Below are 24,453 nucleotides of genomic sequence, written 5' to 3' on the forward strand. Positions count from 1 at the left end.
CCAACCAAACACCGCAGCAGACAGTAGAAACCATTCTGAACGTTAGGAAGCCGGTATGATTGTTACATATAAGGGGAAGAAAAATTTCTTTTAGATACTTGTTTTCCTAAAACTGATGTGATATAATAATTCAATTCCAGAAAAGGAGTAAAAAATATGCGGCAAGGTATTCTTAAATAAAACTATAATCAAATAGTGGGAACAAAGGATTATGATAGTCCCTTTTGTAGGGGCTTAGTTTTTTGTACCCAATTTAAGAATACTTTTGCCTTATCAATTTTGACATATCCCCAAAAACAGCACTCACAAACAGGTGTATGCTGTATATGTGTATGTCCGCAAATTATCATCCCCAGTGGTAAAAGTATTTTACTGCTGGGGATTTTTATGCCCTTCGGGGCAGTAAAGGGAGGACAATCACATGAAAATAATCAATATTGGAATTCTTGCCCATGTAGACGCTGGAAAGACGACCTTGACGGAGAGCCTGCTATATGCCAGCGGAGCCATTTCAGAACCGGGGAGCGTCGAAAAAGGGACAACGAGGACGGACACCATGTTTTTGGAGCGGCAGCGTGGGATTACCATTCAAGCGGCAGTCACTTCCTTCCAGTGGCACAGATGTAAAGTCAACATTGTGGATACGCCCGGCCACATGGATTTTTTGGCGGAGGTGTACCGCTCTTTGGCTGTTTTAGATGGGGCCATCTTGGTGATCTCCGCTAAAGATGGCGTGCAGGCCCAGACCCGTATTCTGTTCCATGCCCTGCGGAAAATGAACATTCCCACCGTTATCTTTATCAACAAGATCGACCAGGCTGGCGTTGATTTGCAGAGCGTGGTTCAGTCTGTTCGGGATAAGCTCTCCGCCGATATTATCATCAAGCAGACGGTGTCGCTGTCCCCGGAAATAGTCCTGGAGGAAAATACCGACATAGAAGCATGGGATGCGGTCATCGAAAATAACGATAAATTATTGGAAAAGTATATCGCAGGAGAACCAATCAGCCGGGAAAAACTTGTGCGGGAGGAACAGCGGCGGGTTCAAGACGCCTCCCTGTTCCCGGTCTATTATGGCAGCGCCAAAAAGGGCCTTGGCATTCAACCGTTGATGGATGCGGTGACAGGGCTGTTCCAACCGATTGGGGAACAGGGGAGCGCCGCCCTATGCGGCAGCGTTTTCAAGGTGGAGTATACAGATTGCGGCCAGCGGCGTGTCTATCTACGGCTATACAGCGGAACGCTGCGCCTGCGGGATACGGTGGCCCTGGCCGGGAGAGAAAAGCTGAAAATCACAGAGATGCGTATTCCATCCAAAGGGGAAATTGTTCGGACAGACACCGCTTATCCGGGTGAAATTGTTATCCTTCCCAGCGACAGCGTGAGGTTAAACGATGTATTAGGGGACCCAACCCGGCTCCCTCGTAAAAGGTGGCGTGAGGACCCCCTCCCCATGCTGCGGACGTCGATTGCGCCGAAAACGGCAGCGCAAAGAGAACGGCTGCTGGACGCTCTTACGCAACTTGCGGATACTGACCCGCTTTTGCGCTGCGAGGTGGATTCCATCACCCATGAGATCATTCTTTCTTTTTTGGGCCGGGTGCAGTTGGAGGTTGTTTCCGCTTTGCTGTCGGAAAAATACAAGCTTGAAACAGTGGTAAAGGAACCCACCGTCATTTATATGGAGCGGCCGCTCAAAGCAGCCAGCCACACCATCCATATCGAGGTGCCGCCCAACCCGTTTTGGGCATCCATCGGACTGTCTGTTACACCACTCCCGCTTGGCTCCGGTGTACAATACGAGAGCCGGGTTTCGCTGGGATACTTGAACCAGAGTTTTCAAAACGCTGTCAGGGATGGTATCCGTTACGGGCTGGAGCAGGGCTTGTTCGGCTGGAACGTAACGGACTGTAAGATTTGCTTTGAATACGGGCTTTATTACAGTCCGGTCAGCACGCCGGCGGACTTCCGCTCATTGGCCCCGATTGTATTGGAACAGGCATTGAAGGAATCAGGGACGCAACTGCTGGAACCTTATCTCTCCTTCACCCTCTATGCGCCCCGGGAATATCTTTCCAGGGCTTATCATGATGCACCGAAATACTGTGCCACCATCGAAACGGTCCAGGTAAAAAAGGATGAAGTTGTCTTTACTGGCGAGATTCCCGCCCGCTGTATACAGGCATACCGTACTGATCTGGCCTTTTACACCAACGGGCAGAGCGTATGCCTTACAGAACTGAAAGGGTATCAGGCCGCTGTCGGCAAGCCAGTCATCCAGCCCCGCCGTCCAAACAGCCTCCTGGACAAGGTGCGCTATATGTTTCAGAAGATAATGTAACGTCTTGCGCAATGCAAGCGTTCATTGCTGGCTATTGCGAAATATCATTGATAAAATCAGTATCAGAGAGGAGAAACTATTTTGAACCAGGAACAGACGAATATTACAACAGGAAAGCAAATACGTCATCTGCGAACACAATTGGGAATGACACAGGAAGAACTAGCCGGGGAATTGAATGTTACCCGGCAGGCACTATCGAATTGGGAGAGAGGAGTTTCCCAAAGTTAAAGATACCACATCAATCCCACGCGGACTTTTGCTCAACCGATACAGCCGGAGGGCTGGATAACAAGAAAAGGCGGTATGCGCCCCGTGGAGGGGTAGCGTACCGCCTTTTCTTGTGGGGGTTTCCAAAGGGGGCAACGCCCCCATTTGGCACACGACTTTGCGAAGCAAAGTGTAGTGTGTTATACGCTCTGCCGGCGTTGCCGTGAAAATGCCGTTGCCGCCGGGGAGGGCAAGGGCATTTGAAGCGGCAGGAAAACAGGGCTGTGCTTGCGTGGCGTGGAGCCGCAAGCGCAGGTCTGGACTCATCAGCAGACAGGGCGTATATGAAAGCCCCAGTTCCTCGTCCTACGCTCCAACTTGTGGACAAAGTGTCCCGAAGTTGTGGCCACACTCCCGGAAAAGTAGCAGGACAACGGGCAACCGTCAAGGCTGAAATGAACGGGTTTACACCCGGCCTTGACCTCCGCCCGCTGTCCCGCTGGATGGGTGGACAAGGCGGCCAATCCCTCAAAGTGCTTGGCCGCTCTCTTTCTGATTTTGAGGTATTCAGTTTTTCAAAATTGAATAATCAAAATAAATTTTTTCGATTGAAAAAATTTTATTTGTTATCATCTTCAATGCCATATTTTTTCTTTTGCCGAATCACATAATTACTGATTTTTTCATCATATAGTGGATACTGGTAATCCAACTGGCATGCCACTTCTGACGAAACCTCCCGGAACAATGCCATACATTGTTCAAAGGATTCCCACATATGGGGATAGGAATCCATATTATAAGTGGACATAAGTCGTTCCCACAATTCCTCTGGGACATATTGCTTCATAAATTTATAGTTTTTTCCCAAACTGAAATGAAATCCCTGTTTGATACCAATCAGCCAGGAAATCATGCGAAGCAATTCTTTTCGTACTATATCATTCATATGGTCAATAGCAAAAAGAATTTCTTTGCGGCATAAGCCCTTTACTACATATGTTGTAGTATTCCAAAATTCATTACAGCAATCGTCAAACATTCTTTGAGTAGGCTTCTGCAAGTGGTAGTCTATATCCGTTGGTATTGGCGGCTTTACGATACGGTTGTCTTTATCCAACAGTAACTTTACCAGTTTATCCCATGTAAAATACTCGTCTATCAGTTCCAGCGGCAGCAAAGTTAAATCTATCTTAACATCATCAGTAAACAGCATTAAATATGAAAATCCCTTTTCTACAGCTGGAAATAATTCCATATCTTCCGGCTTTTGCAGAATCAACCTTTCACCAAATATATCTAGCCATTTATCATCACTTGTGAAGCTGTCCATATCCGTAACAAAAAAAGTAATATCAAAATCCTGAAAATCATCAGGCGGAATATTTGTATTTGTTCTAGATCCTTCCAAAGTAACCATGCGAATGCGTTTGTCTGTTTTTGCAAAATTCAAAACAATATCATAAACTTCCTTTTCTGATCTCATTTTTATCTCCTCCAATTATTGAAATAGGTGTGAAGCCATTTTAGGGCTTTCCCGCCTTGATTACCCTTTAGCAAAGACGGGCGGGACTGTCAACGGCGGCGCATGAAATGCGCCGTTCATCTTGACCGTTGACTGGCTCGGCTGGCTTTGCTATCTTCCTGACAAATGGGAATGTCTAAGATAGTAAAGACGTCCCACATGCAACTCTTTCTTTTATTGCGGAAACCGTATCTTTAATTGTGAATGTAGTTGTGTCTATGACATTTGATTCATATACTCCCAAACCGGAAAATTGCTCCCACATTGTTTCCACTAATTCAATATTTGTTTTTCTATCTAATTTTGAGCGTTCCACAGCTCGCTTCATAGTTTCTTTTTTACTCGCTCTTAATACAATATAGTGTACCTCGTAATCTTCTTGGGCAAGAGCTTTCCATGGCTCCAAAAACCATGGCCCGACAATCCCATCTACAATTACATCATATCCGCCACGAGCATATCGCTTTGCAGCTTCTAAAAAGGCTTCAATGACAACCAGATTTTGCTCGTTGGATTCTGGCAAATGTGGTGGTATTGCGCCTTTGCTTAAGTAATGAAAAAAGTCATCGGTGTGCATATGCACTGATTTATCCATATCTGATTCCTTTGCGACAATTGACGCAGTTGTTGTTTTTCCTGTCCCCGGTGAGCCTGTAATCACAATAATTCTTCCTTGATTCATCTGTATTTTCCCTCACAATTCAAATTTATCACTTTGTTCCTGCCTGCTCAATCATCTTCTTCGCAAACTGCTGGAACATTTCAACAGTTTCTTTATCCATCGGTGTAAGCTGTCCGATCTGTCCAGCTATCATCGCCGTTACATCGTCAATGGAAAGTGGTTTTTGTTTCTGTTCCGCCAGTGCGTCCCGCATGGCTTGGAACATAGCGGCGGTCACAGCTTCTCCCGGCTGTTCCCCGTTGTCAATGTCTTTCTTAATGTCCCGCAGGATAGCCAGGAACACATTTTTGATTTTTTCAATCTCCGCTTCATGTTCCCCTATCTTTTGGGCGTTCAAAAGCTGTAAATCCTGCTTCGCTTCTGCCCGGTGTTCCGGGTGTTCTTTCATCAGGTCGGACAGGGAAGCCGTTGCCATCTCGATAAGCTGGTTTCTTGCTGTTATGCCCTTTGCCGCCGTATCCTGAAAATAAATCCGTATCAAATCTATCAGCTTAGGAAAATTCCTGTGTTCCAACAGGCGGTTGAGGATTTGCACATCAACAGCACCCGTCACAAGCCCCCTCACGGCTCCCTCGGACAAGCCTAATTCAGAAATATCGTAGCTTTTACGAACGCTCACGGTAGACAAGCCCAGTATGTAGTCTGTCGATACCTTAAATTCCTTTGCCACACCTATGAGAATATCACTGCTGACCGTTCTTGTTTCGCCGCTGACAATGCGGCTCAACTGGGAAGCGGAAACGCCTATCTTCTCCGCAAGTTCCTTTTGTGTGATGTGGTTCCCGTTGCATAAATCGGAAATCCGCTGTCCGGGCGTTCCGGGTAAAGCCATAGATACGCACCTCCTCCGCATACTTCCATTATACAGAATGATTGCAAAAATGCAATTTCCAAAGTGTAAACTTCATCAAAATGCAATTCTCGCAATATTCCGGGAATTGCATTTTTTTCGTGTAGACTTAGGGTAGTTCATCGATGGACGGCACCTTGAAAACAGAATGACCGTCCGAAAAGGAATACCCCGGCTGGGGAAGCACCGCAAGGAGTCGGACTTCGGGACAAAATGTCCCGAAGTTGCGAGGAGCGTGCCAACGCCGGAACACGCCGCAGGAATGGGGCAGGAAACCTTTTCGGGGAGAACGGCAACGGAAAGCAAAATGGAGGGAACGCATGAGAGATAACCCCTATAAAGACTTGCCGCCGCTGGAACGCAGGCCGGACGGTTCCCTTTACCGCATGACCCCGGCGCAGAGAAAACAGGCGGCCAGCCTGATACGCCGGGAGTGCTGTTGCTGTGAGGACGGCAACTGCATTGTCCTTGACGATGGGGACACCTGCACCTGTCCGCAGACGATTTCTTTCTCGGTCTGCTGTAAGTGGTTCCGCTGGGCGGTCTTGCCGCTGGACGGGACGCTGGAAGCGGAGATTTTCCGGGATAAGGACTTGAAACGCTGTGAGGTCTGCGGCGGTGTGTTCGTCCCCAAATCCAACCGGGCAAAATACTGCCCCGGCTGTGCCGCCAGAGTTCACAGGCGGCAGAAAACAGAAAGTGAACGGAAAAGGAGGTCTGCTGTGGACAGTTAGGAGCGAAAAAAGCCTTGATTTATCAGGCTTCGCAAGCCCCAAACCGGGGCTGGTGGTATAAAGTATCGCCCGCCCCGGAAAACGGGCTTCTAACCGTCCACAAAACGCACTATGACAAATACCATCTATATCCATCAGCCGGAAAAGGCGTTCAGCTTCACCCGGCTCCCGAATTTCCTCTTTGAAGCCCCCACATTCAAGCCCTTGTCCAACGAGGCAAAGGTTCTGTACGCCTTTATCCTGCGCCGGACAGAGTTATCCCGCAAGAATGGGTGGGCGGATGATTGCGGACGGATTTATCTGTACTATCCCATCTGCGAGGTGGTTGACCTGCTCCACTGTGGGCGGCAGAAAGCGGTAAACACCCTGCGGGAACTGCAATACGCCGGGCTGGTGGAGATCCAGAAGCAGGGCTGTGGAAAACCCAACCGCATTTTCCCAAAATCCTATGAAGCGGTTCCAAACACCGACTTCAAGAAATCCGGTTCTGGTACGCCGGAGGGCTGAAAACCGTACTTATGAAGTGAGGAAATCACTCCCCGGAAGTACGAAAACCGGACGGTATATAGAAATACAAAGATTAAAAAGATTTATTTATATTCTATCCATTCCAATCCTATCCGAGCTAATTTCTGCGGGATTTTCCCTGTGGAAAACCCCGGATAGGAAAGGAATGGGGAAAGGAGCAGAATGGCACAACACGCAATTTTGCGGTTTGAGAAGCACAAGGGCAACCCGGCAAGGCCGCTGGAAGCCCATCACGAAAGACAGAAAGAACAATACGCCAGCAACCCCGACATTGACACAAGCCGGAGCAAGTACAACTTTCATATCGTCAAGCCAGAGGGCAGGTACTATCATTTCATTCAAAACCGCATTGAACAGGCCGGGTGCCGAACCCGCAAGGACAGCACACGGTTTGTCGATACGCTGGTAACTGCCAGCCCGGAGTTTTTCAAGGGGAAATCCCCAAAGGAGATACAGGCGTTTTTCCAGAGGGCGGCGGACTTCCTCATTGGCCGGGTAGGACGGGAAAATATCGTGTCGGCGGTGGTACACATGGACGAGAAAACGCCCCACCTGCATTTGACCTTTGTTCCGCTGACAAAGGACAACCGCCTGTGTGCAAAGGAGATTATCGGCAACCGGGCAAACCTGACGAAGTGGCAGGACGATTTTCACGCCTATATGGTGGAGAAATATCCTGACTTGGAGCGTGGGGAGAGCGCCAGCAGGACAGGCCGGAAGCATATCCCCACCCGGCTTTTCAAACAGGCGGTTTCCCTCTCCCGGCAGGCAAGAGCCATTGAAGCCACACTGGACGGCATTAACCCGCTGAACGCCGGAAAGAAAAAAGAGGAAGCCCTCTCCATGCTGAAAAAGTGGTTCCCGCAGATGGAGAATTTCTCCGGGCAGTTGAAAAAGTACAAGGTCACAATCAATGACCTGCTGGCGGAGAATGAGAAGTTGGAAGCAAGGGCAAAGGCCAGCGAAAAAGGAAAGATGAAAGATACGATGGAACGGGCAAAGCTGAAAAGCGAACTGGACAATTTACAGCGGCTGGTTGACCGTATCCCGCCGGATATACTGGCGGAACTGAAACGTCAGCAGCGGCACACGGTAAAGGAAAGGTGATAGATATAAGCAGAAATTTTCGCCGCCTCTGTGCGGCATTGTACCTTGAAAACTGAATATGGAGGACACTGGATGGCAAAAAGTGAAAGCGATATTTTTACACCCCGAACAGGGCAGGTTATACAAGCAGAGAACGGCACGCAGTATTTTGTATGTGGGAACAACCGTATAAAAATCTCCGAACACTTCGCCGCAGGCGGGAAGCCCCTCGGTGATCTGATTGTAGATGTGGTGCGGCATACCGCAGAAAAAGCCGCTTCAACCTGATAGCCCATCATTGATAACACGCCCACGCTTATGATATAATTGCCATAGAGCAAAAGTATTGTAAGCGTGGGTTGTTTCTTTAGAAGGAGGATTTTTACGGTGAAACAACCTTACAATACTACGATTTACAACACGGCGCTTTATATGAGATTGAGCCGGGACGATGAACTGCAAGGAGAAAGCGGGAGTATTCAGACACAACGCATGATGCTCCGGCAATATGCCGCCGAGCATGGCCTGAATGTCATAGATGAATATATCGACGATGGATGGTCTGGAACGAACTTCCAGCGGCCCGGATTTCAAGCCATGCTTGCAGACATTGAAGCCGGGAAAGTCGGCACCGTCATAGTCAAGGACATGAGCAGGCTGGGGCGTAATTACTTGCAGGTGGGATTTTACACGGAAATGCTGTTCCCTCAAAAGGGCGTGCGTTTTATCGCTGTCAATGACAACGTGGACAGCGCAAACGGCGGCATGGACAATGATTTTACCCCTCTGCGGAACTTATTTAACGAATGGCTGGTGAGAGATACGAGCAAGAAAATCAAGGCAGTAAAGAAAGCAAAAGGCATGAGCGGCAAGCCTGTAACCAGCAAGCCAGTCTATGGCTATCTCATGGACAAGGACGAGAACTATATCGTTGACGAGGAAGCCGCCCCGGTTGTCCGGCAGATTTACCAGCTTTGCCTTGCGGGAAATGGCCCGACCAAGATTGCCCGTATGCTGACGGAGCAGCAAATCCCCACGCCGGGGACGCTGGAATACCGCAGGACGGGCAGCACCCGACGCTACCACCCCGGCTATGAGTGCAAGTGGGCGACAAACACCGTCGTCCATCTGCTGGAAAACCGGGAGTACACTGGCTGTCTGGTAAACTTCAAGACGGAGAAGCCCTCTTACAAGGTCAAGCACAGCGTTGAGAACCCCATCGAGAAGCAGGCTATCTTCCCAAATCACCATGAGCCGATTATCGACACGGAAACATGGGAGCGTGTGCAGGAGTTACGCAAGCAGCGAAAACGCCCGAACCGCTATGATGAAGTGGGGCTGTTCTCTGGTATGCTGTTCTGCGCCGACTGCGGCCATGTGCTGTATCAGCAGCGGTATCAGAACAAGAACCGCAAGCAGGACTGTTATATCTGCGGCAGCTACAAGAAGCGTACCCGTGACTGTACGGCACACTTTATCCGCACCGACCTTTTGACGGCGGGCGTGCTTTCCAATCTCCGGCAAGTGACGGAATACGCCGCCAGGCATGAGAGCCGCTTTGTAAAGCTGCTCATCCAGCAGAACGAAATCGGCGGCAAGAGAAAGACCGCCGCAGCCACGAAGCAGCTTGAACAGGCCCAGACACGCATTGCCGAAGTGAACCGCATTATCAAGCGGCTGTATGAGGACAATGTAAGCGGCAAAATCAGCGACGAGCGTTTCATGGAGCTGTCGGCGGACTATGAGCAGGAGCAGCGGGAACTGAAAGACCGGGCTGCCGCTTTGCAGGAGGAACTTTCCAAGTCGCAGGCCGCCACCGTCAACGCCGAGAAATTCATGGGGATTGTGAGAAAGCACCTTGCTTTTGAAGAATTGACCCCCACCCTCTTGCGGGAAATGATTGAGAAAATCGTCGTGCATGAGTGCAGCTATGACGAGAACGGCACCCGCAGGCAGGACATTGAGATTTATTACAGCTTTGTCGGCAAGATAGACTTGCCGGAAGCCTAACGCCTGACCTATCCGACACAGCCCTAAGTGCCGGATAGGAACGGCAAAATTTTTTACACTTCTATTACTTCTTTATCGCACATTAGCAAAGACATAGGGCTTCCCACAAGACACTCCAGGGCATATGCAAAGCAGAACTCCACAATTACAACGGCCCATATAGGAAGCATTCTTCCAAACATATACACGCCGCCCTGTGCTCTGATAGCACCAAGCACACTATCTGCCCCTGTTATCTCCATAAGTAGTTTCCCGTTTACAACGTATAAGCTGTAAAACACATACCCATGTACAGTAATTATTACTGTAAGTAGGGCGAAGATCATTCTTTGAAATTGATTTCTCGGCATTAGTTATCCTCCCTTTGGCATAAAAAAACATGTAGCCATAGCATTATCCAAAAACGGCTTAATATGTTCTAACATACGTACCGTGATCAGATTTACGTGCTATGCACTACATGTGTCGTTTATGCTTCTTCTGTTTAATTTTCAGATTTTAAAATACCACAATTTTCTCTATATTTTCAAATGTTTTTTCCCTTTGAACACGATGCTAATAAAAAATATGCGCCAGGAGAACAATGCCTCTTGGCGCAGTTACATTACTTTCCGCAATATACTTTTATAGCTTCAAAAACAAACTCCGCAGTTCCTTCACCGCCCATCTTATTGATGTTATCCGTAAATTCACCGCCTCCGGCATACATCTTTCCAAGGCCCACAAGAATCTCATTTGAACACTTATAAAAATGCTCGGTTATAAAGCCTTGAAGTTTCTTTACCTGATCCTGTACCTCTACAATGGCAGGATCCTTATCCTTCATGGTGCCGAACTCCTCAAAGATCTTCATGAAATCAGCCATCATATGCTCTTCATCACTCTTTGATCTGTTCTTATTCTTTTCTTCAAATTCCTTATACTCAGGTGTCTTGCCCCACTGCTCTTTTGCTCTTTTAGCATATTCATCAAGCTTGCTGGAATCAAATGCTGTAAAATCCAAATGTCTCACTCCTCTCAGTTTTAGTCCTTTACACATGTCGATCAGGTTCTCGATATGCTCTTTCTTAAGTTCCAAGAGCCCTATCTGCTGATCCAGTGCTTTTCTCTTGTCAAAATCAGATCTGGTTATAATATCCTTTATATCTTTTAGCGGAAACTCCAGCTCCCGAAACAGTAAAATCTGCTGCAATTTTTCCAGAGCTGCATCGTCATACAGTCTGTACCCGGACTCTGTATACTCTGCCGGCTTCAAAAGTCCTATTTTGTCATAATACTGCAAGGTGCGTATACTCACTCCTGTCAGCTTACTTACTTCATTTACTGTCATCATGGCTCTCATCTCCTTCACGTGTAACTATACCATAAACTATTACGTAACGTAGGAGTCAACACATTTTTTTTAGAGCCCCCTAAAAAAAATGAGCCAGGGCAATTTGCCTTGGCTCACACATGTCTCTTCCCACGACAGCATAGGCTGTAATCAATGTTAATCAGCTACTTCTTTATTCTTCTTCCACAAATTGGACAATAGTTGACTTTAATAAAAGACTCTCGTTGTTCCGAAGTCCTTGGGTTAAGCACTACAATTCCAAGTTTCTTTGTATCTGGGTCAATCAAAACCCATATATATTCATCCCCACCAAATCCAAGCTCAATCTTAGCTGTCAATAAACTTCCTTCATAGTAATCCTCATGATTATCACAATATTTGCACATAAGCGTCTCTCCTATCACCTATGCCGCCTTAATTGTATTATTGCATCTTACCTGTCCATTAAACCTCGCCTATTAAAGGGCCATCATGAGCTCTCTATTTGATACCTTTGTAATTCTGTTCCTAAGCTTCAATTTCTTCTTCTGATACCTATCGTGACTCATAATCTCTGATACCGCTGGAGCTATATCCTGATCCTTATAGCAGAAATGTACATGATATAATCTTCCATCATGGCTATGATACAATACCAACCCAGGATACCCTTCCTTATCAAATTTCTTTATAATCCAATAGTGCCCTGAATCTATACTTATCACCTCGGCACTATCTATATTCCAATTTCTTATCTTAAAATATCCGCATGTCAAAAGGAACTCATCAAATTCTGTAAACATTATTTTTACCTTTTCTAAAAAACTAGACCTATCATTACATAATACTTTTCTCATATACATCTAAAATTTCCACATAAAATGCGGCTTTTATCGGCTATACAGATTCCCACCAGAATCAAAATCATCTCTACTGTTCCGATTCCATCCTCTTCTTCAATAAAATTCCAAATTCTATTCTTAATTTTCATTAAATAAAAGTTCTTCATTTCTTTCCTCTCCTTTAGATATTTATCTGCAATACAGCAGGCACCACTAAAAATACAATTACAATAAAAAGCATTCCTGCCATGGGAATCAAAAGTTTAGTAGATGCTTCCTCACCTGCTCGTATAGCCCTTTGTTTTCTTAGTTCAAAAGCATTTTGCTGCTCCTTTTCAAGACAATCTATCAAATCTTTTGAGCCTTTTCTGAGATTCTGGCTGAGAAGCATTGAAAGCTTTCGATAGTTTTTGCTTTCGCATTTCATTCCCAGTTCTTCAATGGCCTGTATCTCGCTTAATCCATCAGACATTCTTCTGTAGGTAATTACCATTTGTTCAAATCCTGGACGCATTTCAGTTTTTCCAGCCCTGACATTGTTTGTATACTTCAGTACAATTCTCTCTAACGCCTTCCTGAAACTCATACCTGCGCCCATCAAAATTGATAACTCGCTAACTATCATTGGGTAGTCCATATCCATATCCGCAATACTCTTTTCTTTTTCCTTCTTAGCATCGCGTTTTTTGCCAATTGATAAAGCACCTACACATACAAAGCCAAGAATTATCAACTGTAGTCCTCGATAATCCATCTTTCTACTCCACTTTATATCCATGGTTTCCACCTTGGTTGGAAGTATAAGATTATCGTCTTCCATAGTCTTTTGATCTTGATTTTTTACTGCTTTTTCGATTGCGCTTAACTGGCCTTCTAATGTATCCATTCCCTTTGGTACAACCACTACACAAAAACTGTATATTTGCTCCCTGTCTTGGCAATACATTATGGCTGTGAGAGTCACAAGCTGACCTTCCTCCGGAATCTTTTCTTTGTCTAAAATCCCTTCTGCTGAAATATATCCGTAGACATCAAAATTCCACTCTACTTCCACAAGACCATTTGCATATGTATCTCTCAGATTCAAATTATCTGATACTCTATCAGCGGATTTATTCTTGCCTAAATATGTTTTGTCAATTTCCTTTACTGCATCACTAAATGCCTTTTCTATGTCTTTTTCATTAAGTCCCTTGGCTGATACCTCTAAGGTGACTTCTTGGTTTTGATTAAGAAACTCTACCTCTAGACGCTCATTCACCTTTGACCCTCCAGATTCATTTCTTGGAATTATCCCTGCAAAATCTTTTTTGGCGCTTTTGTAGTCATAGATCAAAATCAAAACTCCAACAATCACAACAATTGTCAAAATGATTTTTGTGTTAATTGGCTGTGATTGATTATTAGACTTTGATATCAATTATTTTTCCTCCCATAACTATCAGTGCCCCATAAATAAATAGGCAAATTGTCATTAAGATAACTCCTAGCAAATTGCCATATAATGGCGCAATAAATCCTCTTGAAGTTAATGATATATACGCCAATATTCCCATTGGCATTACGCTCATAACTTTTAGTTCTAAACGCTTTTCAGTGGTTATGGTTTGTATCTCTTCTTTTACTGCCAGATTTTCTTCTATCTTAATTGCAGTATCCCTTATATTTTTTCCATAATCTCCACCGCTTCTTTTTGCAAAGGATATAATTTCTGCCAGGCTTACAGCTTCCTCCAGCTCAATGCTTTCCGCTAATTCTGAAAAAGCTTTTTCTACTTGTATATTCATTGCAATCTTTTGATTCATAACATGAATTGGATTAATGATTGCTGAATTTTTTGGATATAAACGTAATAGTTCTTTTTCTGATTGCTTTAACGCTTTTTCCAATGAATAACCTGTCTGCAAAGCTGTAACAATAAGCATCATGTACTCTTTAAATTCAACTGATACCCTAGCTTTTTCTTCCATTTCATATTTTTCCTGACAGAGTTTTAGCCAAAATGGAACCACCACTACACCTACTATTAGTCCAAAAATAGATTTATAAAAAAGGAAAGCTATAACTATAGTGATAAGAAACCCTTGGCCTATTCCAGTGATAGACCTCTTGCTGATAGCTTGTCTGTGTGAATCAGTTTTCCCACTTTTTCCCATTCACCAACAATCCTCCCTTCCTTTTCTCCATTTTCTTTAAACCTGTACAGTGTATTTAATCTAATCTCGTTATTCTCAATTCCTTCTACTTCTGATATCTCAAGCAGCTTTCGGCTCTTATCTCTAAGTCGCCCCAGCTGAACAATAATATCGATACCTGATGCAATTTGCTGTCTGATTGCAGGCAGAGGGATTTCGGCACCCATAAGAACCATGGTCTCCAATCTAGACAACATGTCTTTGCAGGAATTACTATGTCCGGTAGAACAGCTTCCATCGTGGCCAGTGTTAAATGCTTGTAGCATCTCAAGGGCCTCTGCACCTCTGCACTCTCCAACAATGATTCTGTCTGGGCGCATTCTAAGTGATGACTTAAGCAAGTCTCTAATGCTTATCTCATTTTTCCCTTCCAGATTTGCGTTACGGGCTTCAAGTCTTACTATATTCTCAACCTTTTTTAGTTGAAGCTCAGCAGAATCTTCAATAGTAATCACTCGCTCATCAGACGGAATGAATTCTCCTAATGCGTTGAGGAATGAGGTCTTACCACTGCCAGTGCCACCCGACACAAAAATATTGTATTTAGCCTTAACAAGCTTTTCTAAAAACTCAATTTGTTCCCTTGATATTGATCCAAACTCCTGAAGCTTTGCCATAGTCATCTGCTCCTTAGGAAACTTTCTGATTGAAATAATCGGATAATCTACGGCGGCTGGCTTTAACACAATATTTACTCGGGAGCCATCACTTAATCTTGTATCCACTATTGGATTAGATTCATTTACTATCTTGTTGCTGTTTGCAACTATATTTTGAATAATGTCATTTAGCTTTTCTTCAGATGAAAACTTCTCCTTCGAATGGATAACCTTACCCTTTTTTTCTATAAAAATATTATCCGGGCCATTTATCATAATTTCTGTTATCTCTTCATCCATCAGTAAATCTTCTAGTACATCCAGTTTTCTCAAGGAATTAAAGACATGATTTTCAATATACTGTCTTTCCTTAAGAGAAAGGGGTGTAGTTTTTGATTTTAGGATTATTTTTTCCTGTATTATTCGAAGAATTTCTTCATCACTTACGTCATAAGACAAATCAATTTCATCCATTGTTTGTCTTCGTATTTCTTCTTCTAAACTATCCACACATTTTAATTTCATTTTTTCCATTAGCATTCATCATCTTTTTCACAAACACTCCCAAATTGCCCTGCAGCAATTCCTCTATGTGATATGCACCATCAGACAAATTTCCTGCAGACATAGGCAAAATTACTTCTTCTATATCCACATTAGTCTCAAGTCTTTCCAAATAATCAAAGAATTGCTCCTGGGCTCTTTTGAAATAATCTCCCGATTTTCCTAGCACATATAGCTTGTTAAAGCTGTCAATATATTTGGAAAATCCATTTATTGTCCTTCCAAATAAAACTATAATCTGGTCATAGTTTTCTTTAAGAAGTGCATTGAAAAAATCTCTCCAAGTGTCCTCATCAATTTCACTTATCTCATTTGGATTAGTAAAAGGCTCAACATAGTCAAATCCCATAAAACTCTGTACATATTTAGATAAATCAAAAGCATTTGAATTAGTATTAATTTCGTATAGAAGATCCATCAGATTAAAGCTATTGTTACTTCCTATTAGGGAAGTCAAAATAGAAATCTCCTCAAGATCTATGAATAAAACCTTTCCATAGGTTCTATATGATTGACACAGTGCCATTGCAAATGGCAGCTGCAGTTCATGAGTAACAGGCGAGTAAATAGCTGTTACATTAGATTTTTCATTAGATTTTTTAATACTAGCTTTTGCATCTCTCAAACCAGGAATTCTATTAAATATCTTTTCTACTGATTGATATTTAAAAATATAGTTGTCCTGCTCTAATTCTTGATTCTCACATAGGAAATATTTTTCCTTTAAGAGCCCCTTAGGTCTAAAGCTCATTATCTCTTTAAATTCTTCAGACATAATTGCGATATCATAATCGTTTTCATCTGAATAAAAACTCTCTGGGGTTGTAAATATATGTACCCCGACTTTTGAGCGCTCCATAAGAAAAGAAGCGAATTTGAGAATGTAATCTGTGCATGAATCGCACAGTGCTATCTCCAAATTTTTCATATTAACCTCCATCTATCCCTGTTTGTATTGCAGTAAAAAAAATGCAGCCGCAATATAGTAAGAATAGTGAAGTTTTCTTTTTACTATATGCCCATTTTTTATACAAAGTCCTATCGCTATGACTCCAGCAATCATCACCGAGTATATAAATGTAGTAACTAGATCCGCTGCCCCCACCATCGTAGACATAACAGAAAATAGTTTCACATCACCCGCACCTAATCCCCTTACTACAGTCAGCAGAGAAAGTAGAAGGATTGGCCAAATTGCTTTTGTAATAAAAATGGCAACTCCCATTATCTTATAGCTATGTAAATTTAGGAGTAACCCTCCTATATAGCCAAGTATAATAAGCTCATTTGGAATCTTGTAATCCCTGGCGTCAAATAAACAACCAGTGGTAAGAATGCTCCAAATCAGGAATGTGCTGATTTTTCTCACCTCCATTTCGGGGAGAATTATAAATTCCACCTGGGAAAAATTACAGAGCATTTCTCGCTATATTTATTTTTGTTATTTTTGACTATTTGAAATTTTGTTAGTTATGCATAAAGAAAGACTCCCGAACGAGTCGGGAGTCATGAAATATCAATATTACTTTATGCCCAAAAGCCTCTACTAGCTTGGTTGCCCATCAAACTTTCGTTTAATGTTCCTTTTCCATAGGTAATACCTGCTATAACCTTTTGTGTATTGCCCATTAGTGGCTTGGATTTGTCCTGCTCTGCTAGCTGTTCAAACGCATCGCCCAGTTCATCCATCACCTTTTTAGCTTCTTTCAATCCGTCTGAGTTAGCTTTATAAATGGATTTTGCTACATTTCGCTGTACGTAATCGTAGAGCGCGTACAGATTTCCGCTTACCTTGTATTCAAAATTTAAATCTTTCTGGAGGTGACTAACAACCTCGGCACATTTTTTTGTTGCCTCAATTGCACTGTCTACATTCCCAGCCTTAAAATCGTCAATGGCATCTTTTTCATATTCTTCATAAATGTCATAAAGAATTGAAATCAAGCCACATCCATTGCTCGAAGCAATTTTTAAGGTAAAAGCTGAAATCTTATCTCTGTTCATTCACTATCACTCCTAATAAAACTAGCTCTTTGTCTTCGCCCTACCGGGCTTTTGACGCTATAAAAGCTTACTGAAGAAGCTGTAAAGCTAATTGTGGAAGCTCATTTGCCTGTGCCAGTGCAGATACACCTGCCTGCTCAAGTACATTTAGCTTAGTGTATTCCACCATTGTTATAGCCATATCGGCATCTTCAATTCTTGAAATCGCTGAGGTCATATTTTCCGCAGTGGCATCAAGAGATTTTGTTGTATGATCAAGACGATTCTCGTATGCACCAAGCTGTGAGCGAACTGCTGTTACATAGCTAAGCGCGTCTCCGAGAGCGTCCATCGCATCCTCTGGTCCTTTTGCTCTAGTCACATCCACATCGTCTATGTACATAAACTGTGTTGTTACTGCTGCAATTCTGACCTTCATCTGCTGGCCCTCATTAGCACCAACCTGAAGTGCCATTGAACCGATGTCAGTAACATTTAATGTGACATTTCCTGTGTATCCATCATCTGCAAAGAACGACATTTCAAAGCCCTTTGTATCTGTGATGATTACACGTCTACCTTCAGTCTTGTATGTTGCCTGCTTACCAAATTCTGTGTCGATAAGCTTTCCTGTGTCATCTACATCACCCTTTTTAAAGAGTGTCATCTTGGCATCAGTTCCTGTTCCCAAGAACTTTGGAATAGTATTTCCACCCTCATCCTTTGCCAAAACATTCTCATCAAATCCAAGAGCCTTCGCAAATTCCACGCTGGAAAAATCGATTTCTAATTCTGCATTATCACCATATTTATATGATGAAATTGAAAGTCCATCTGGATCGTCAAAATCAGAAATAACTGCTCCGCCCTTTTCACATGCCATTCTCAACTGTCCATATACCATTTCACCAGATGAGCCCTGTGCAAACTCCATTGGGTATCCATTTATAGCAATTGAGCCTGATAATCCAAGACCATTTTTAGTACCAGTACTTGTTGTAACTGTTGTTGCACCAGAATAGTCTCTAGTCACTGTTTCCCAAGTTGTCTGGTCAATGAAATCCTTGTAATTAAATGCTGTAAGCCCTGGAACATTAACAGTTGTTGTAGTCTCGATTTTCTTAAAAGTATTATCGAAGTTTTCCACAACTGTTCCTGCTGTTGTAGCATTTATTGTAGTCTTTGCTCTAAGAGCTGCCTGTGTAATCTTAAGCTGATAGATACCAGATGGAACATCATTTGATGTGGCAATTCTAGTAACATCATTTCCGTATGTTCTACAATCTAGTGATCCATCTAAAAGAGTTATTGTATTAAATTCTGTTGTCGCTGCGACTCTATCGATTTCATCTAGAAGAGATTCTATTTCTTTTTGAATAGCCTCTCGCTCAGAATCAGAGTTAGTTCCATTTGCTGCCTGAACAGATAATTCTCTCATTCTCTGAATCATATCTGTTACTTCGTTTAAAGCACCTTCAGCTGTCTGGAGAACCGAAATACCATCGGAACCATTTGTCGAAGCCTGATTTAAACCATCTATCTGAGCCTGCATTTTGCCCGCAATAGCAATACCAGATGGGTCATCTGATGCGTGGTTAATACTAAAACCAGAGCTTAATTTTTCCATTACGTCTGAAAGGGAACTCTCAGTACCAAGAAGTTGATTATTGGTAATCACCGCTGACATGTTATTGTTAATTCGCATATGCTGCCTCCTAATAGCCGTAAAACAAGTCTAGCATCCGTGCGGTGTTTTTTTGAAATTGTATAGGTCTTCCATGTCCTTACACAAATATTATCGGAGGGATACATCCAAACTTAACCAAGCTTTTGTATGTTTTCCGATTAAAATTTTTTGTCCATTAAAATGGCTACATAAACATCTCACTCATTACTTTAATGTAGCCTCTGGCAATGCCATAAAGGGCTTCTGTCTGGATTTCATTGTCACGTTTTTCCTCAACCTGGAAGTTGCCAAGCTGCCAATTATACACGTCTGTTACGCTGACTCCCTCTACTCTTGTAAATGAAAAACTAAATGAAAATCCTGTCTCCTGCTGCATTGTATTTGCAATCATAGGAGCCTGAGTTGCAAACATTTCTCTAGTCTGTGCACTCTCGCATTCTACGTTTGCTTTTACCTCTCCTGCCTCATATCTAAATGTGGTAGAGATTGTTCCTGTTGACTGAAGATAAAGAGCCATCTTAATAAGTCCAGACTCTCCACTTCCTCTGACAATTCGCAGGTTCATATTGCCAGCTTCATCAGCCACCATAATAGGAATATGATATGTCTCTCCACTGTTTGCCATCTCTCTGATAGCCTTTGACTGCTGCACAACCAGCTTCATGGAATCCATATCGATAGTGCGTACATCTTCCATTTCTATCATTTTCTTCATGACATTTTCTGCAAGTGTGCCAAGGGCCTCCTCAGCCTCTGCCATCTCCTCAGGAGTATGGCAAGCATCAGAAAATCTCTGGTATGCCAAATCAATCAAATCCTGAATATCCATATCCTGCTGCTTAGCTGCTCTGCCATACAAATCTTTAATGACTGTGTTGCTATCCTGCATCAAAGCCTGAACTGCAGAAATCATATTTGCAGAATTTGGTATATTAAACTGCTCTAAAATATTTTCTACATTAGCGCTGCTTGACATAGCTTGCTTAAGCTGGCTTGTAATGTACTCATTGTACTGGACTTCAGCCTGAGCCTCAGCTTCTGAAGTAGTCTGCTCCATAGCTGTTGCAAACTCATCAGGATTCATATCAAGAATTTCTTCCTGACCTACCTGATGCATCTTAGCAGGAGTCATAGCCTCCTTTGCATCACGACATCTATTAGTAAGGAATACCTTTTCTATCTGCTCTGTGATAGATAAATCCTTTACAACCATTTCATCTAAGGAACCGAATTTATCATTGATCTCATAATCGCGTCCTGTATGCTTACTAGAGCGTACTGCTGTCATAAGATTTCTGAGTGTAACCTCTGTTCCCTGACTAATAAGAGCGCCAATTGCTGCCCCATCAGATTTTTCTACTTGATGGAGAAGTCGGTATACTCCTACAAATGCATCTCGCTCTTCTTCAGTAATATCACCACTGTGCTGTGCCTTCCAAAGGAATCTTGCAAATCCCTCTTCGTCTGATGTGCTTCCAGTTTCTGCCTTAATATTTTCTGCAGTTTCCTTCAGCTCATTCATAGTCATATCAAGAGGATTATTGCCTCGCTTTATCATCTCAGCTACTACTGCTGGAGTCATGCTCTTAAATGTTCTAGCTGCCAGCTCTGTAGATGCCTTCATTGATGTAACAGACTCAGCTGTAATTTCCATTTCATTATATGCAAGTACTCTAACAGCCTTTTGGCTTGCTTCTGACACTTCAATATTAAGGTCATCTAAAATGTCATCAACATTTCTAAATGCCTTGTTAATGTTGTCACCAAGGTCTGCTCTTACCTCTGTTCCAACTGCCTCATAAGTCATCTCCATGCGTGAGTACTCTGCTGTAACAGACACGCTGACCTGATGTACATAGGAGAATGTTTCCATTCCAATATTTGAGAATCTTCCAAAGACTGCTGCAGGGGCAGACTGAATCTCTGCCATGTTATTCATTACTTCTTTGAAAAGATTTACATTGGAATTTGTTGCTTCCTTATTCTCTGCCTTCATAAGTATTTGAAGCAGATTTGTCTCCTGAAGTTTTAATTTATCAAGTAAATCAGACAGGTCATTAGTATTTACACTTATACCATTTTTCATCATGGTAAAAGTAGCCTCTACTGTCATTGTAAGCTGAATCTCTGTTAGCTGTCTTTGAGCAGTAATAGTAGGAAGCTGATTTACATCCATTCCCATTACTTCTTCAAAAGTTTTCTTTGCCTGATCCATGAGAGAATAGCCAGGAATAAGATATGCATCCTGTGGCTCTTTTCCCTCTGCAATTATGTCAGATATCGCATTTACGATATTTGCTTCCTCTGGCTTTTCATACTCGCTAAGCTGTGCCATGTATTCAAGATGCTCCTTTGTAACAGGAACATCTTGCTTCATCATGGTCGCCACCATCTCTTTCAATTCAGCTGGTGACATTGGTCTTTGCGCAGACTCTGATTGTTCACTTTCAATCTCTTCTATAAGTGAATCTAACTTATCGCCTAGTTTTTCAAGAAGACCAATAATGTCCTCTTCTGTTTCTTCTGCAACTGGATTAGCAGGTGCTGAATATGTTGCATTATATATATTAGTAATTGTTGGCTCTAATTCATTCTTTACAAGATACGCCTGAGCTTCAACTGGAAGTGTATCTCCAAGACCATTTGTCATCTCTACTGCCTGAGAAATTGAACCTGACATTGCCTCAATCTCAGCCTTTGAAAGACCACCCATTTTAGAGATATCTGCCCCAGCCTTAGCTAGATTCATCTTTATCTCATCCACTACAGTAACTAGTGTCTCTGGCTCCATGTCCATAGGGTCATGTCCATCTTCTCTAGTTTTAGCCGTTGCCTCTTCATCCCAAGTGCGCTCTACATTTTTTACTGCATTAACTGTAGACATGCCAAGAGCTGATGCCTCGTTCATATCCTTTACGAACTCCTCATCAGTCATCTTTCCCTTATTATCATAAAATGCATTATCTACACTAAGAGCTCTAAGCTCCTTATTATTATTATTTGCTTTGTTATCGTCCTTGATACCGCTGGTTCCCACGGCCAATAATTGGTCGCCTGTACCTTCTGTTTTGATGTAATCCTTTACCTTGAGTCCTTCTATTTGCATATAGTTCCTCCAGGGTATTTAAATCATCAGATAATTCCTCTGACAACATATATGTCGGACGTTTTTCTAAAATATTTACTGGGGCATTTCTATTTATACAAAGTCTTCACCACTGAGTCTGGTACTTCAAAGTGCTGGTAGTCTTTTGAACTCTTCCAGCTTCCTCCCCATTCAAAGCCATGGGCTATAAAAAGCTTGTATACCAAATCATCTTCATCTATTTTGTAATCAAAGTCCTTGCTTCGATCCACATAGTCTGCTGCATTGGCGGGCTCTATGCTAAGCTTGCCATTAACTGTTTTAACATATGGATTGTAAAGTGTGTTTATATCCATTGCCAGACCGTAGCCATGTTTTGAAATCTTAGTAGTATAGCTTATGTATCTAAAATTAAAGCTAGAAGAATTATTATCTGCCATAGATGCCTCATCATCAGCATCGTACTCATCCACCAGCTTAACCTTTTCTATAGGATACTTTGCCTCGTATAGATCCTCAAATATCTCAAGCAAATCATCTGCTATATACTTATTGCAAATAATCTCTCCATCATGAGTTTTCCCATCAAATCCTACATGCAAAACATGTAAATACCTCAAATCTGACAAAGGAACTGTACAGTTATCCTTGTAGGACTTTCCTTTTATTCTTGTAAAAATCTCGCTTTCCTCTGTAAATTCTACTGCGTAAAAATTAGCCTTATCCTTAACGTCTGCAGTATTCATGATTGTCTCTCCTTTTTTTGCTACTGGAAGTACTTGAGTAGTCTGGTCCGATAGCTCCACTTTATCTCTTTTGGCGGCGTCTTTGCGCTCTGTGAGCTCTTCAGAAATTTCAGCCTTTGCATATACATCCGAACCTCTAAGCATGTTGACCCTAAAACTAATTCCTACAAGAATAGCAATAAGTATCACCACGCCAACTGTTCTACTGTATTTCCAATTCAAAATTCTATTTTTTATGACATCAATCTTTTGCCTCAACATAATTTATTGCCTTTATTTCGTCCTTAAAATAATAATTTAGCTCTCTTACAAAACCATAAACAAGGTACCTACCCCAATCAATACGCATCCTATTAATGACTTAATTGTAAATTGCTCATGTAAAAAAATAAATGCCAAAATCAGAGTGATTACCACACTTAGCTTATCAATAGGCACTACCTTTGATGCCTCTCCTGTCTGTAATGCTCTGTAGTAACATAGCCAAGAAGCTCCTGTTGCAAGTCCAGATAATATCAAAAATATCCAGCTCTTACGGCTGATGGAACCAAGTCCGCTTTGTACATTGGTCATAAAAACTATTCCCCAAGCCATAATAACTACCACTACTGTACGTATTGCAGTTGCCAAATTAGAGTTAACACCTTCAATTCCTACTTTCGCAAGTATTGATGTAAGTGCCGCAAATACTGCAGATAAAAAAGCAAATAATAACCACATAAGAACCCCTCCTTCTTAAAAAGTATTTATTCCCACGGCAAAATCTCCTGTGATAAAACCAGAAATCACCTCAATAGTACCCCAAAGAAAACCCTTATCATGCAAAAAAGGAACCTTTATCTCATTCAAGTAAAAGTTCCCTAAGATAGACTATAGTTCTGTTCTGCCATCAAGTGCTCTAAGCAGTGTAACCTCATCTATATATTCAAGATTGCCTCCAACTGGAACGCCGGATGCAATTCTGCTGACCTTGATTCCTGTTGGCTTTATAAGCTTGCTAATGTAAGCAGCTGTAGTCTCACCCTCAAGTGATGAATTAGTAGCTACGATAACTTCCTGCACATCGTTTTGCTGCAAGCGAACCATCAGCTCCTTGAGCTTGATATCACCAGGTCCTATACCTGCCATAGGCGAAATAGCTCCGTGAAGCACATGATAAACTCCGTCAAACTTGCCTGTCTTTTCGTAGGCTGCCAAATCTCTCGTATCCTCTACTACCATAATCACATTTTTATTGCGCTTTGGATTGGAGCAAATAGGACACAGTTCATCGTCAGTAAGAGTGAAACATTCCTTACAATAACGCACATTTTTGCGGGCCTGAACAATGGCATTGGCAAGGTCATTGACCTTGTCCTCATCCATACCTAATATATGGAAAGCCAGCCTCTGGGCTGACTTACTTCCAATGCTAGGCAGGTCACTTAGTTCTGCTATTAAATTACTAATTTCCCTGCTATAGTATTCCATCTAG

27 protein-coding genes are annotated in these 24,453 nt (G+C 42.6%); 8 read left to right on the plus strand and 19 right to left on the minus strand.

Features of this window, described 5'->3' with window-relative positions:
- Window positions 1–421: 421 nt before the first annotated feature.
- The 3 genes from tet(W) to BLP50_RS06720 all read left to right on the plus strand — a co-directional run bounded on the left by tet(W) (window position 422) and on the right by BLP50_RS06720 (window position 3,222).
- Window positions 422–2,341, plus strand: coding sequence for a tetracycline resistance ribosomal protection protein Tet(W) (tet(W), locus tag BLP50_RS06705; RefSeq protein WP_090152943.1), 1,920 nt, complete (start codon window positions 422–424; stop codon window positions 2,339–2,341).
- 147 nt (window positions 2,342–2,488) lie between these two features.
- A complete protein-coding gene (locus tag BLP50_RS14645) occupies window positions 2,489–2,572 on the plus strand; it encodes a helix-turn-helix domain-containing protein (RefSeq protein ID WP_207645739.1) in 84 nt (27 codons plus the stop codon).
- A gap of 239 nt (window positions 2,573–2,811) precedes the next feature.
- A complete protein-coding gene (locus tag BLP50_RS06720; protein WP_002334817.1) occupies window positions 2,812–3,222 on the plus strand; it encodes a hypothetical protein in 411 nt (136 codons plus the stop codon).
- On the opposite strand, the gene BLP50_RS06725 is transcribed toward BLP50_RS06720, so the two are convergent.
- From BLP50_RS06725 to BLP50_RS06735, 3 genes are all read right to left on the minus strand, one after another.
- Entirely contained in the window at window positions 3,171–4,037 is an 867-nt protein-coding gene (locus BLP50_RS06725; protein WP_001255868.1) for an aminoglycoside 6-adenylyltransferase AadE, read from the minus strand. The genes BLP50_RS06720 and BLP50_RS06725 overlap by 52 nt on opposite strands.
- A 175-nt stretch (window positions 4,038–4,212) precedes the next feature.
- Window positions 4,213–4,758 (minus strand): P-loop nucleotide/nucleoside kinase family protein, encoded by a 546-nt coding sequence (locus tag BLP50_RS06730; protein WP_001071501.1) that lies wholly within the window; start codon window positions 4,756–4,758, stop codon window positions 4,213–4,215.
- Between the two features lie 28 nt (window positions 4,759–4,786).
- Window positions 4,787–5,590, minus strand: a complete 804-nt coding sequence (locus tag BLP50_RS06735; RefSeq protein ID WP_002334816.1) for a helix-turn-helix domain-containing protein — start codon at window positions 5,588–5,590, stop codon at window positions 4,787–4,789.
- Between the two features lie 338 nt (window positions 5,591–5,928).
- Between BLP50_RS06735 and BLP50_RS06745 the strand changes: the two genes are divergently transcribed.
- From BLP50_RS06745 to BLP50_RS06770, 5 genes are all read left to right on the plus strand, one after another.
- The gene (locus BLP50_RS06745; RefSeq protein WP_002588751.1) at window positions 5,929–6,342 is read left to right on the plus strand and encodes a cysteine-rich VLP domain-containing protein; all 414 of its coding nucleotides are present in this window, start codon (window positions 5,929–5,931) and stop codon (window positions 6,340–6,342) included.
- A 111-nt stretch (window positions 6,343–6,453) separates the two neighbouring features.
- Window positions 6,454–6,849, plus strand: coding sequence for a replication initiator protein A (locus BLP50_RS06750; RefSeq protein WP_002588752.1), 396 nt, complete (start codon window positions 6,454–6,456; stop codon window positions 6,847–6,849).
- A 183-nt stretch (window positions 6,850–7,032) separates the two neighbouring features.
- Window positions 7,033–7,977 carry a MobV family relaxase gene (gene mobV / locus BLP50_RS06760; protein ID WP_002334814.1) on the plus strand — a complete coding sequence of 315 codons (945 nt, stop codon included), beginning with the start codon at window positions 7,033–7,035 and terminating at the stop codon, window positions 7,975–7,977.
- A gap of 72 nt (window positions 7,978–8,049) precedes the next feature.
- On the plus strand, window positions 8,050–8,244 hold the full coding sequence (locus BLP50_RS06765) for a hypothetical protein (protein ID WP_002334813.1): 195 nt from the start codon (window positions 8,050–8,052) through the stop codon (window positions 8,242–8,244).
- Between the two features lie 144 nt (window positions 8,245–8,388).
- Window positions 8,389–9,966, plus strand: a complete 1,578-nt coding sequence (locus BLP50_RS06770; RefSeq protein WP_090153363.1) for a recombinase family protein — start codon at window positions 8,389–8,391, stop codon at window positions 9,964–9,966.
- A gap of 53 nt (window positions 9,967–10,019) precedes the next feature.
- Here the strand turns inward: BLP50_RS06770 and BLP50_RS14505 are convergent, their stop codons facing one another.
- The 16 genes from BLP50_RS14505 to recR all read right to left on the minus strand — a co-directional run bounded on the left by BLP50_RS14505 (window position 10,020) and on the right by recR (window position 24,449).
- Entirely contained in the window at window positions 10,020–10,208 is a 189-nt protein-coding gene (locus BLP50_RS14505; protein WP_242869233.1) for a hypothetical protein, read from the minus strand.
- A 362-nt stretch (window positions 10,209–10,570) separates the two neighbouring features.
- Window positions 10,571–11,299 carry a MerR family transcriptional regulator gene (locus BLP50_RS06780; protein WP_090152946.1) on the minus strand — a complete coding sequence of 243 codons (729 nt, stop codon included), beginning with the start codon at window positions 11,297–11,299 and terminating at the stop codon, window positions 10,571–10,573.
- 164 nt (window positions 11,300–11,463) lie between these two features.
- The gene (locus BLP50_RS06785) at window positions 11,464–11,685 is read right to left on the minus strand and encodes a hypothetical protein (RefSeq protein ID WP_028247276.1); all 222 of its coding nucleotides are present in this window, start codon (window positions 11,683–11,685) and stop codon (window positions 11,464–11,466) included.
- 72 nt (window positions 11,686–11,757) lie between these two features.
- Window positions 11,758–12,135: a hypothetical protein gene (locus tag BLP50_RS06790; RefSeq protein WP_176753711.1), complete on the minus strand. Its 378-nt coding sequence runs from the start codon at window positions 12,133–12,135 to the stop codon at window positions 11,758–11,760.
- Window positions 12,132–12,287, minus strand: coding sequence for a hypothetical protein (locus BLP50_RS14305; protein ID WP_176753712.1), 156 nt, complete (start codon window positions 12,285–12,287; stop codon window positions 12,132–12,134). The genes BLP50_RS06790 and BLP50_RS14305 overlap by 4 nt, the downstream gene beginning before the upstream one ends.
- Window positions 12,288–12,301: 14 nt before the next feature.
- Window positions 12,302–13,540 carry a type II secretion system F family protein gene (locus BLP50_RS06795; protein ID WP_090152952.1) on the minus strand — a complete coding sequence of 413 codons (1,239 nt, stop codon included), beginning with the start codon at window positions 13,538–13,540 and terminating at the stop codon, window positions 12,302–12,304.
- Entirely contained in the window at window positions 13,524–14,276 is a 753-nt protein-coding gene (locus BLP50_RS06800) for a type II secretion system F family protein (protein ID WP_090152955.1), read from the minus strand. Before BLP50_RS06800 ends, BLP50_RS06795 begins: the two co-directional genes overlap by 17 nt.
- Window positions 14,210–15,439, minus strand: a complete 1,230-nt coding sequence (locus BLP50_RS06805) for a TadA family conjugal transfer-associated ATPase (RefSeq protein WP_242869234.1) — start codon at window positions 15,437–15,439, stop codon at window positions 14,210–14,212. Before BLP50_RS06805 ends, BLP50_RS06800 begins: the two co-directional genes overlap by 67 nt.
- Window positions 15,417–16,406: a hypothetical protein gene (locus tag BLP50_RS06810; RefSeq protein WP_090152961.1), complete on the minus strand. Its 990-nt coding sequence runs from the start codon at window positions 16,404–16,406 to the stop codon at window positions 15,417–15,419. The genes BLP50_RS06805 and BLP50_RS06810 overlap by 23 nt, the downstream gene beginning before the upstream one ends.
- A 12-nt stretch (window positions 16,407–16,418) precedes the next feature.
- Complete coding sequence (locus BLP50_RS06815; protein WP_176753713.1) at window positions 16,419–16,877, minus strand: A24 family peptidase; 459 nt, start codon at window positions 16,875–16,877, stop codon at window positions 16,419–16,421.
- Between the two features lie 128 nt (window positions 16,878–17,005).
- Window positions 17,006–17,482, minus strand: a complete 477-nt coding sequence (locus BLP50_RS06820) for a flagellar export chaperone FliS (protein WP_090152968.1) — start codon at window positions 17,480–17,482, stop codon at window positions 17,006–17,008.
- Between the two features lie 67 nt (window positions 17,483–17,549).
- Window positions 17,550–19,166, minus strand: a complete 1,617-nt coding sequence (locus BLP50_RS06825; RefSeq protein ID WP_090152971.1) for a flagellin N-terminal helical domain-containing protein — start codon at window positions 19,164–19,166, stop codon at window positions 17,550–17,552.
- A 166-nt stretch (window positions 19,167–19,332) separates the two neighbouring features.
- The gene (locus tag BLP50_RS06830) at window positions 19,333–22,254 is read right to left on the minus strand and encodes a DUF6240 domain-containing protein (RefSeq protein WP_090152973.1); all 2,922 of its coding nucleotides are present in this window, start codon (window positions 22,252–22,254) and stop codon (window positions 19,333–19,335) included.
- 89 nt (window positions 22,255–22,343) lie between these two features.
- Complete coding sequence (locus tag BLP50_RS06835) at window positions 22,344–23,201, minus strand: M15 family metallopeptidase (RefSeq protein WP_242869235.1); 858 nt, start codon at window positions 23,199–23,201, stop codon at window positions 22,344–22,346.
- Between the two features lie 84 nt (window positions 23,202–23,285).
- Entirely contained in the window at window positions 23,286–23,699 is a 414-nt protein-coding gene (locus BLP50_RS06840; protein WP_090152977.1) for an EamA family transporter, read from the minus strand.
- Window positions 23,700–23,849: 150 nt separating this feature from the next.
- Window positions 23,850–24,449, minus strand: coding sequence for a recombination mediator RecR (recR, locus tag BLP50_RS06845; RefSeq protein ID WP_090152979.1), 600 nt, complete (start codon window positions 24,447–24,449; stop codon window positions 23,850–23,852).
- Between the last annotated feature and the right edge of the window lie 4 nt (window positions 24,450–24,453).

It is taken from the genome of Pseudobutyrivibrio sp. AR14 (assembly GCF_900101325.1).
Classification (GTDB): Bacteria; Bacillota; Clostridia; order Lachnospirales; family Lachnospiraceae; genus Pseudobutyrivibrio.

What these genes read in the sequence shown, in the direction of transcription:
- BLP50_RS14645 (WP_207645739.1), top strand. Translation starts at nt 2,489, where the DNA reads ATGACACAGGAAGAACTAGCCGGGGAATTGAATGTTACCCGGCAGGCA.
- BLP50_RS06725 (WP_001255868.1), bottom strand. Translation starts at nt 4,037, where the DNA reads ATGAGATCAGAAAAGGAAGTTTATGATATTGTTTTGAATTTTGCAAAA.
- BLP50_RS06730 (WP_001071501.1), bottom strand. Translation starts at nt 4,758, where the DNA reads ATGAATCAAGGAAGAATTATTGTGATTACAGGCTCACCGGGGACAGGA.
- BLP50_RS06735 (WP_002334816.1), bottom strand. Translation starts at nt 5,590, where the DNA reads ATGGCTTTACCCGGAACGCCCGGACAGCGGATTTCCGATTTATGCAAC.
- BLP50_RS06745 (WP_002588751.1), top strand. Translation starts at nt 5,929, where the DNA reads ATGAGAGATAACCCCTATAAAGACTTGCCGCCGCTGGAACGCAGGCCG.
- BLP50_RS06750 (WP_002588752.1), top strand. Translation starts at nt 6,454, where the DNA reads ATGACAAATACCATCTATATCCATCAGCCGGAAAAGGCGTTCAGCTTC.
- mobV (WP_002334814.1), top strand. Translation starts at nt 7,033, where the DNA reads ATGGCACAACACGCAATTTTGCGGTTTGAGAAGCACAAGGGCAACCCG.
- BLP50_RS06765 (WP_002334813.1), top strand. Translation starts at nt 8,050, where the DNA reads ATGGCAAAAAGTGAAAGCGATATTTTTACACCCCGAACAGGGCAGGTT.
- BLP50_RS06770 (WP_090153363.1), top strand. Translation starts at nt 8,389, where the DNA reads ATGAGATTGAGCCGGGACGATGAACTGCAAGGAGAAAGCGGGAGTATT.
- BLP50_RS14505 (WP_242869233.1), bottom strand. Translation starts at nt 10,208, where the DNA reads ATGGAGATAACAGGGGCAGATAGTGTGCTTGGTGCTATCAGAGCACAG.
- BLP50_RS06780 (WP_090152946.1), bottom strand. Translation starts at nt 11,299, where the DNA reads ATGATGACAGTAAATGAAGTAAGTAAGCTGACAGGAGTGAGTATACGC.
- BLP50_RS06785 (WP_028247276.1), bottom strand. Translation starts at nt 11,685, where the DNA reads ATGTGCAAATATTGTGATAATCATGAGGATTACTATGAAGGAAGTTTA.
- BLP50_RS06790 (WP_176753711.1), bottom strand. Translation starts at nt 12,135, where the DNA reads ATGAGAAAAGTATTATGTAATGATAGGTCTAGTTTTTTAGAAAAGGTA.
- BLP50_RS14305 (WP_176753712.1), bottom strand. Translation starts at nt 12,287, where the DNA reads ATGAAGAACTTTTATTTAATGAAAATTAAGAATAGAATTTGGAATTTT.
- BLP50_RS06800 (WP_090152955.1), bottom strand. Translation starts at nt 14,276, where the DNA reads ATGGGAAAAAGTGGGAAAACTGATTCACACAGACAAGCTATCAGCAAG.
- BLP50_RS06805 (WP_242869234.1), bottom strand. Translation starts at nt 15,439, where the DNA reads ATGAAATTAAAATGTGTGGATAGTTTAGAAGAAGAAATACGAAGACAA.
- BLP50_RS06810 (WP_090152961.1), bottom strand. Translation starts at nt 16,406, where the DNA reads ATGAAAAATTTGGAGATAGCACTGTGCGATTCATGCACAGATTACATT.
- BLP50_RS06820 (WP_090152968.1), bottom strand. Translation starts at nt 17,482, where the DNA reads ATGAACAGAGATAAGATTTCAGCTTTTACCTTAAAAATTGCTTCGAGC.
- BLP50_RS06825 (WP_090152971.1), bottom strand. Translation starts at nt 19,166, where the DNA reads ATGCGAATTAACAATAACATGTCAGCGGTGATTACCAATAATCAACTT.
- BLP50_RS06830 (WP_090152973.1), bottom strand. Translation starts at nt 22,254, where the DNA reads ATGCAAATAGAAGGACTCAAGGTAAAGGATTACATCAAAACAGAAGGT.
- BLP50_RS06840 (WP_090152977.1), bottom strand. Translation starts at nt 23,699, where the DNA reads ATGTGGTTATTATTTGCTTTTTTATCTGCAGTATTTGCGGCACTTACA.
- recR (WP_090152979.1), bottom strand. Translation starts at nt 24,449, where the DNA reads ATGGAATACTATAGCAGGGAAATTAGTAATTTAATAGCAGAACTAAGT.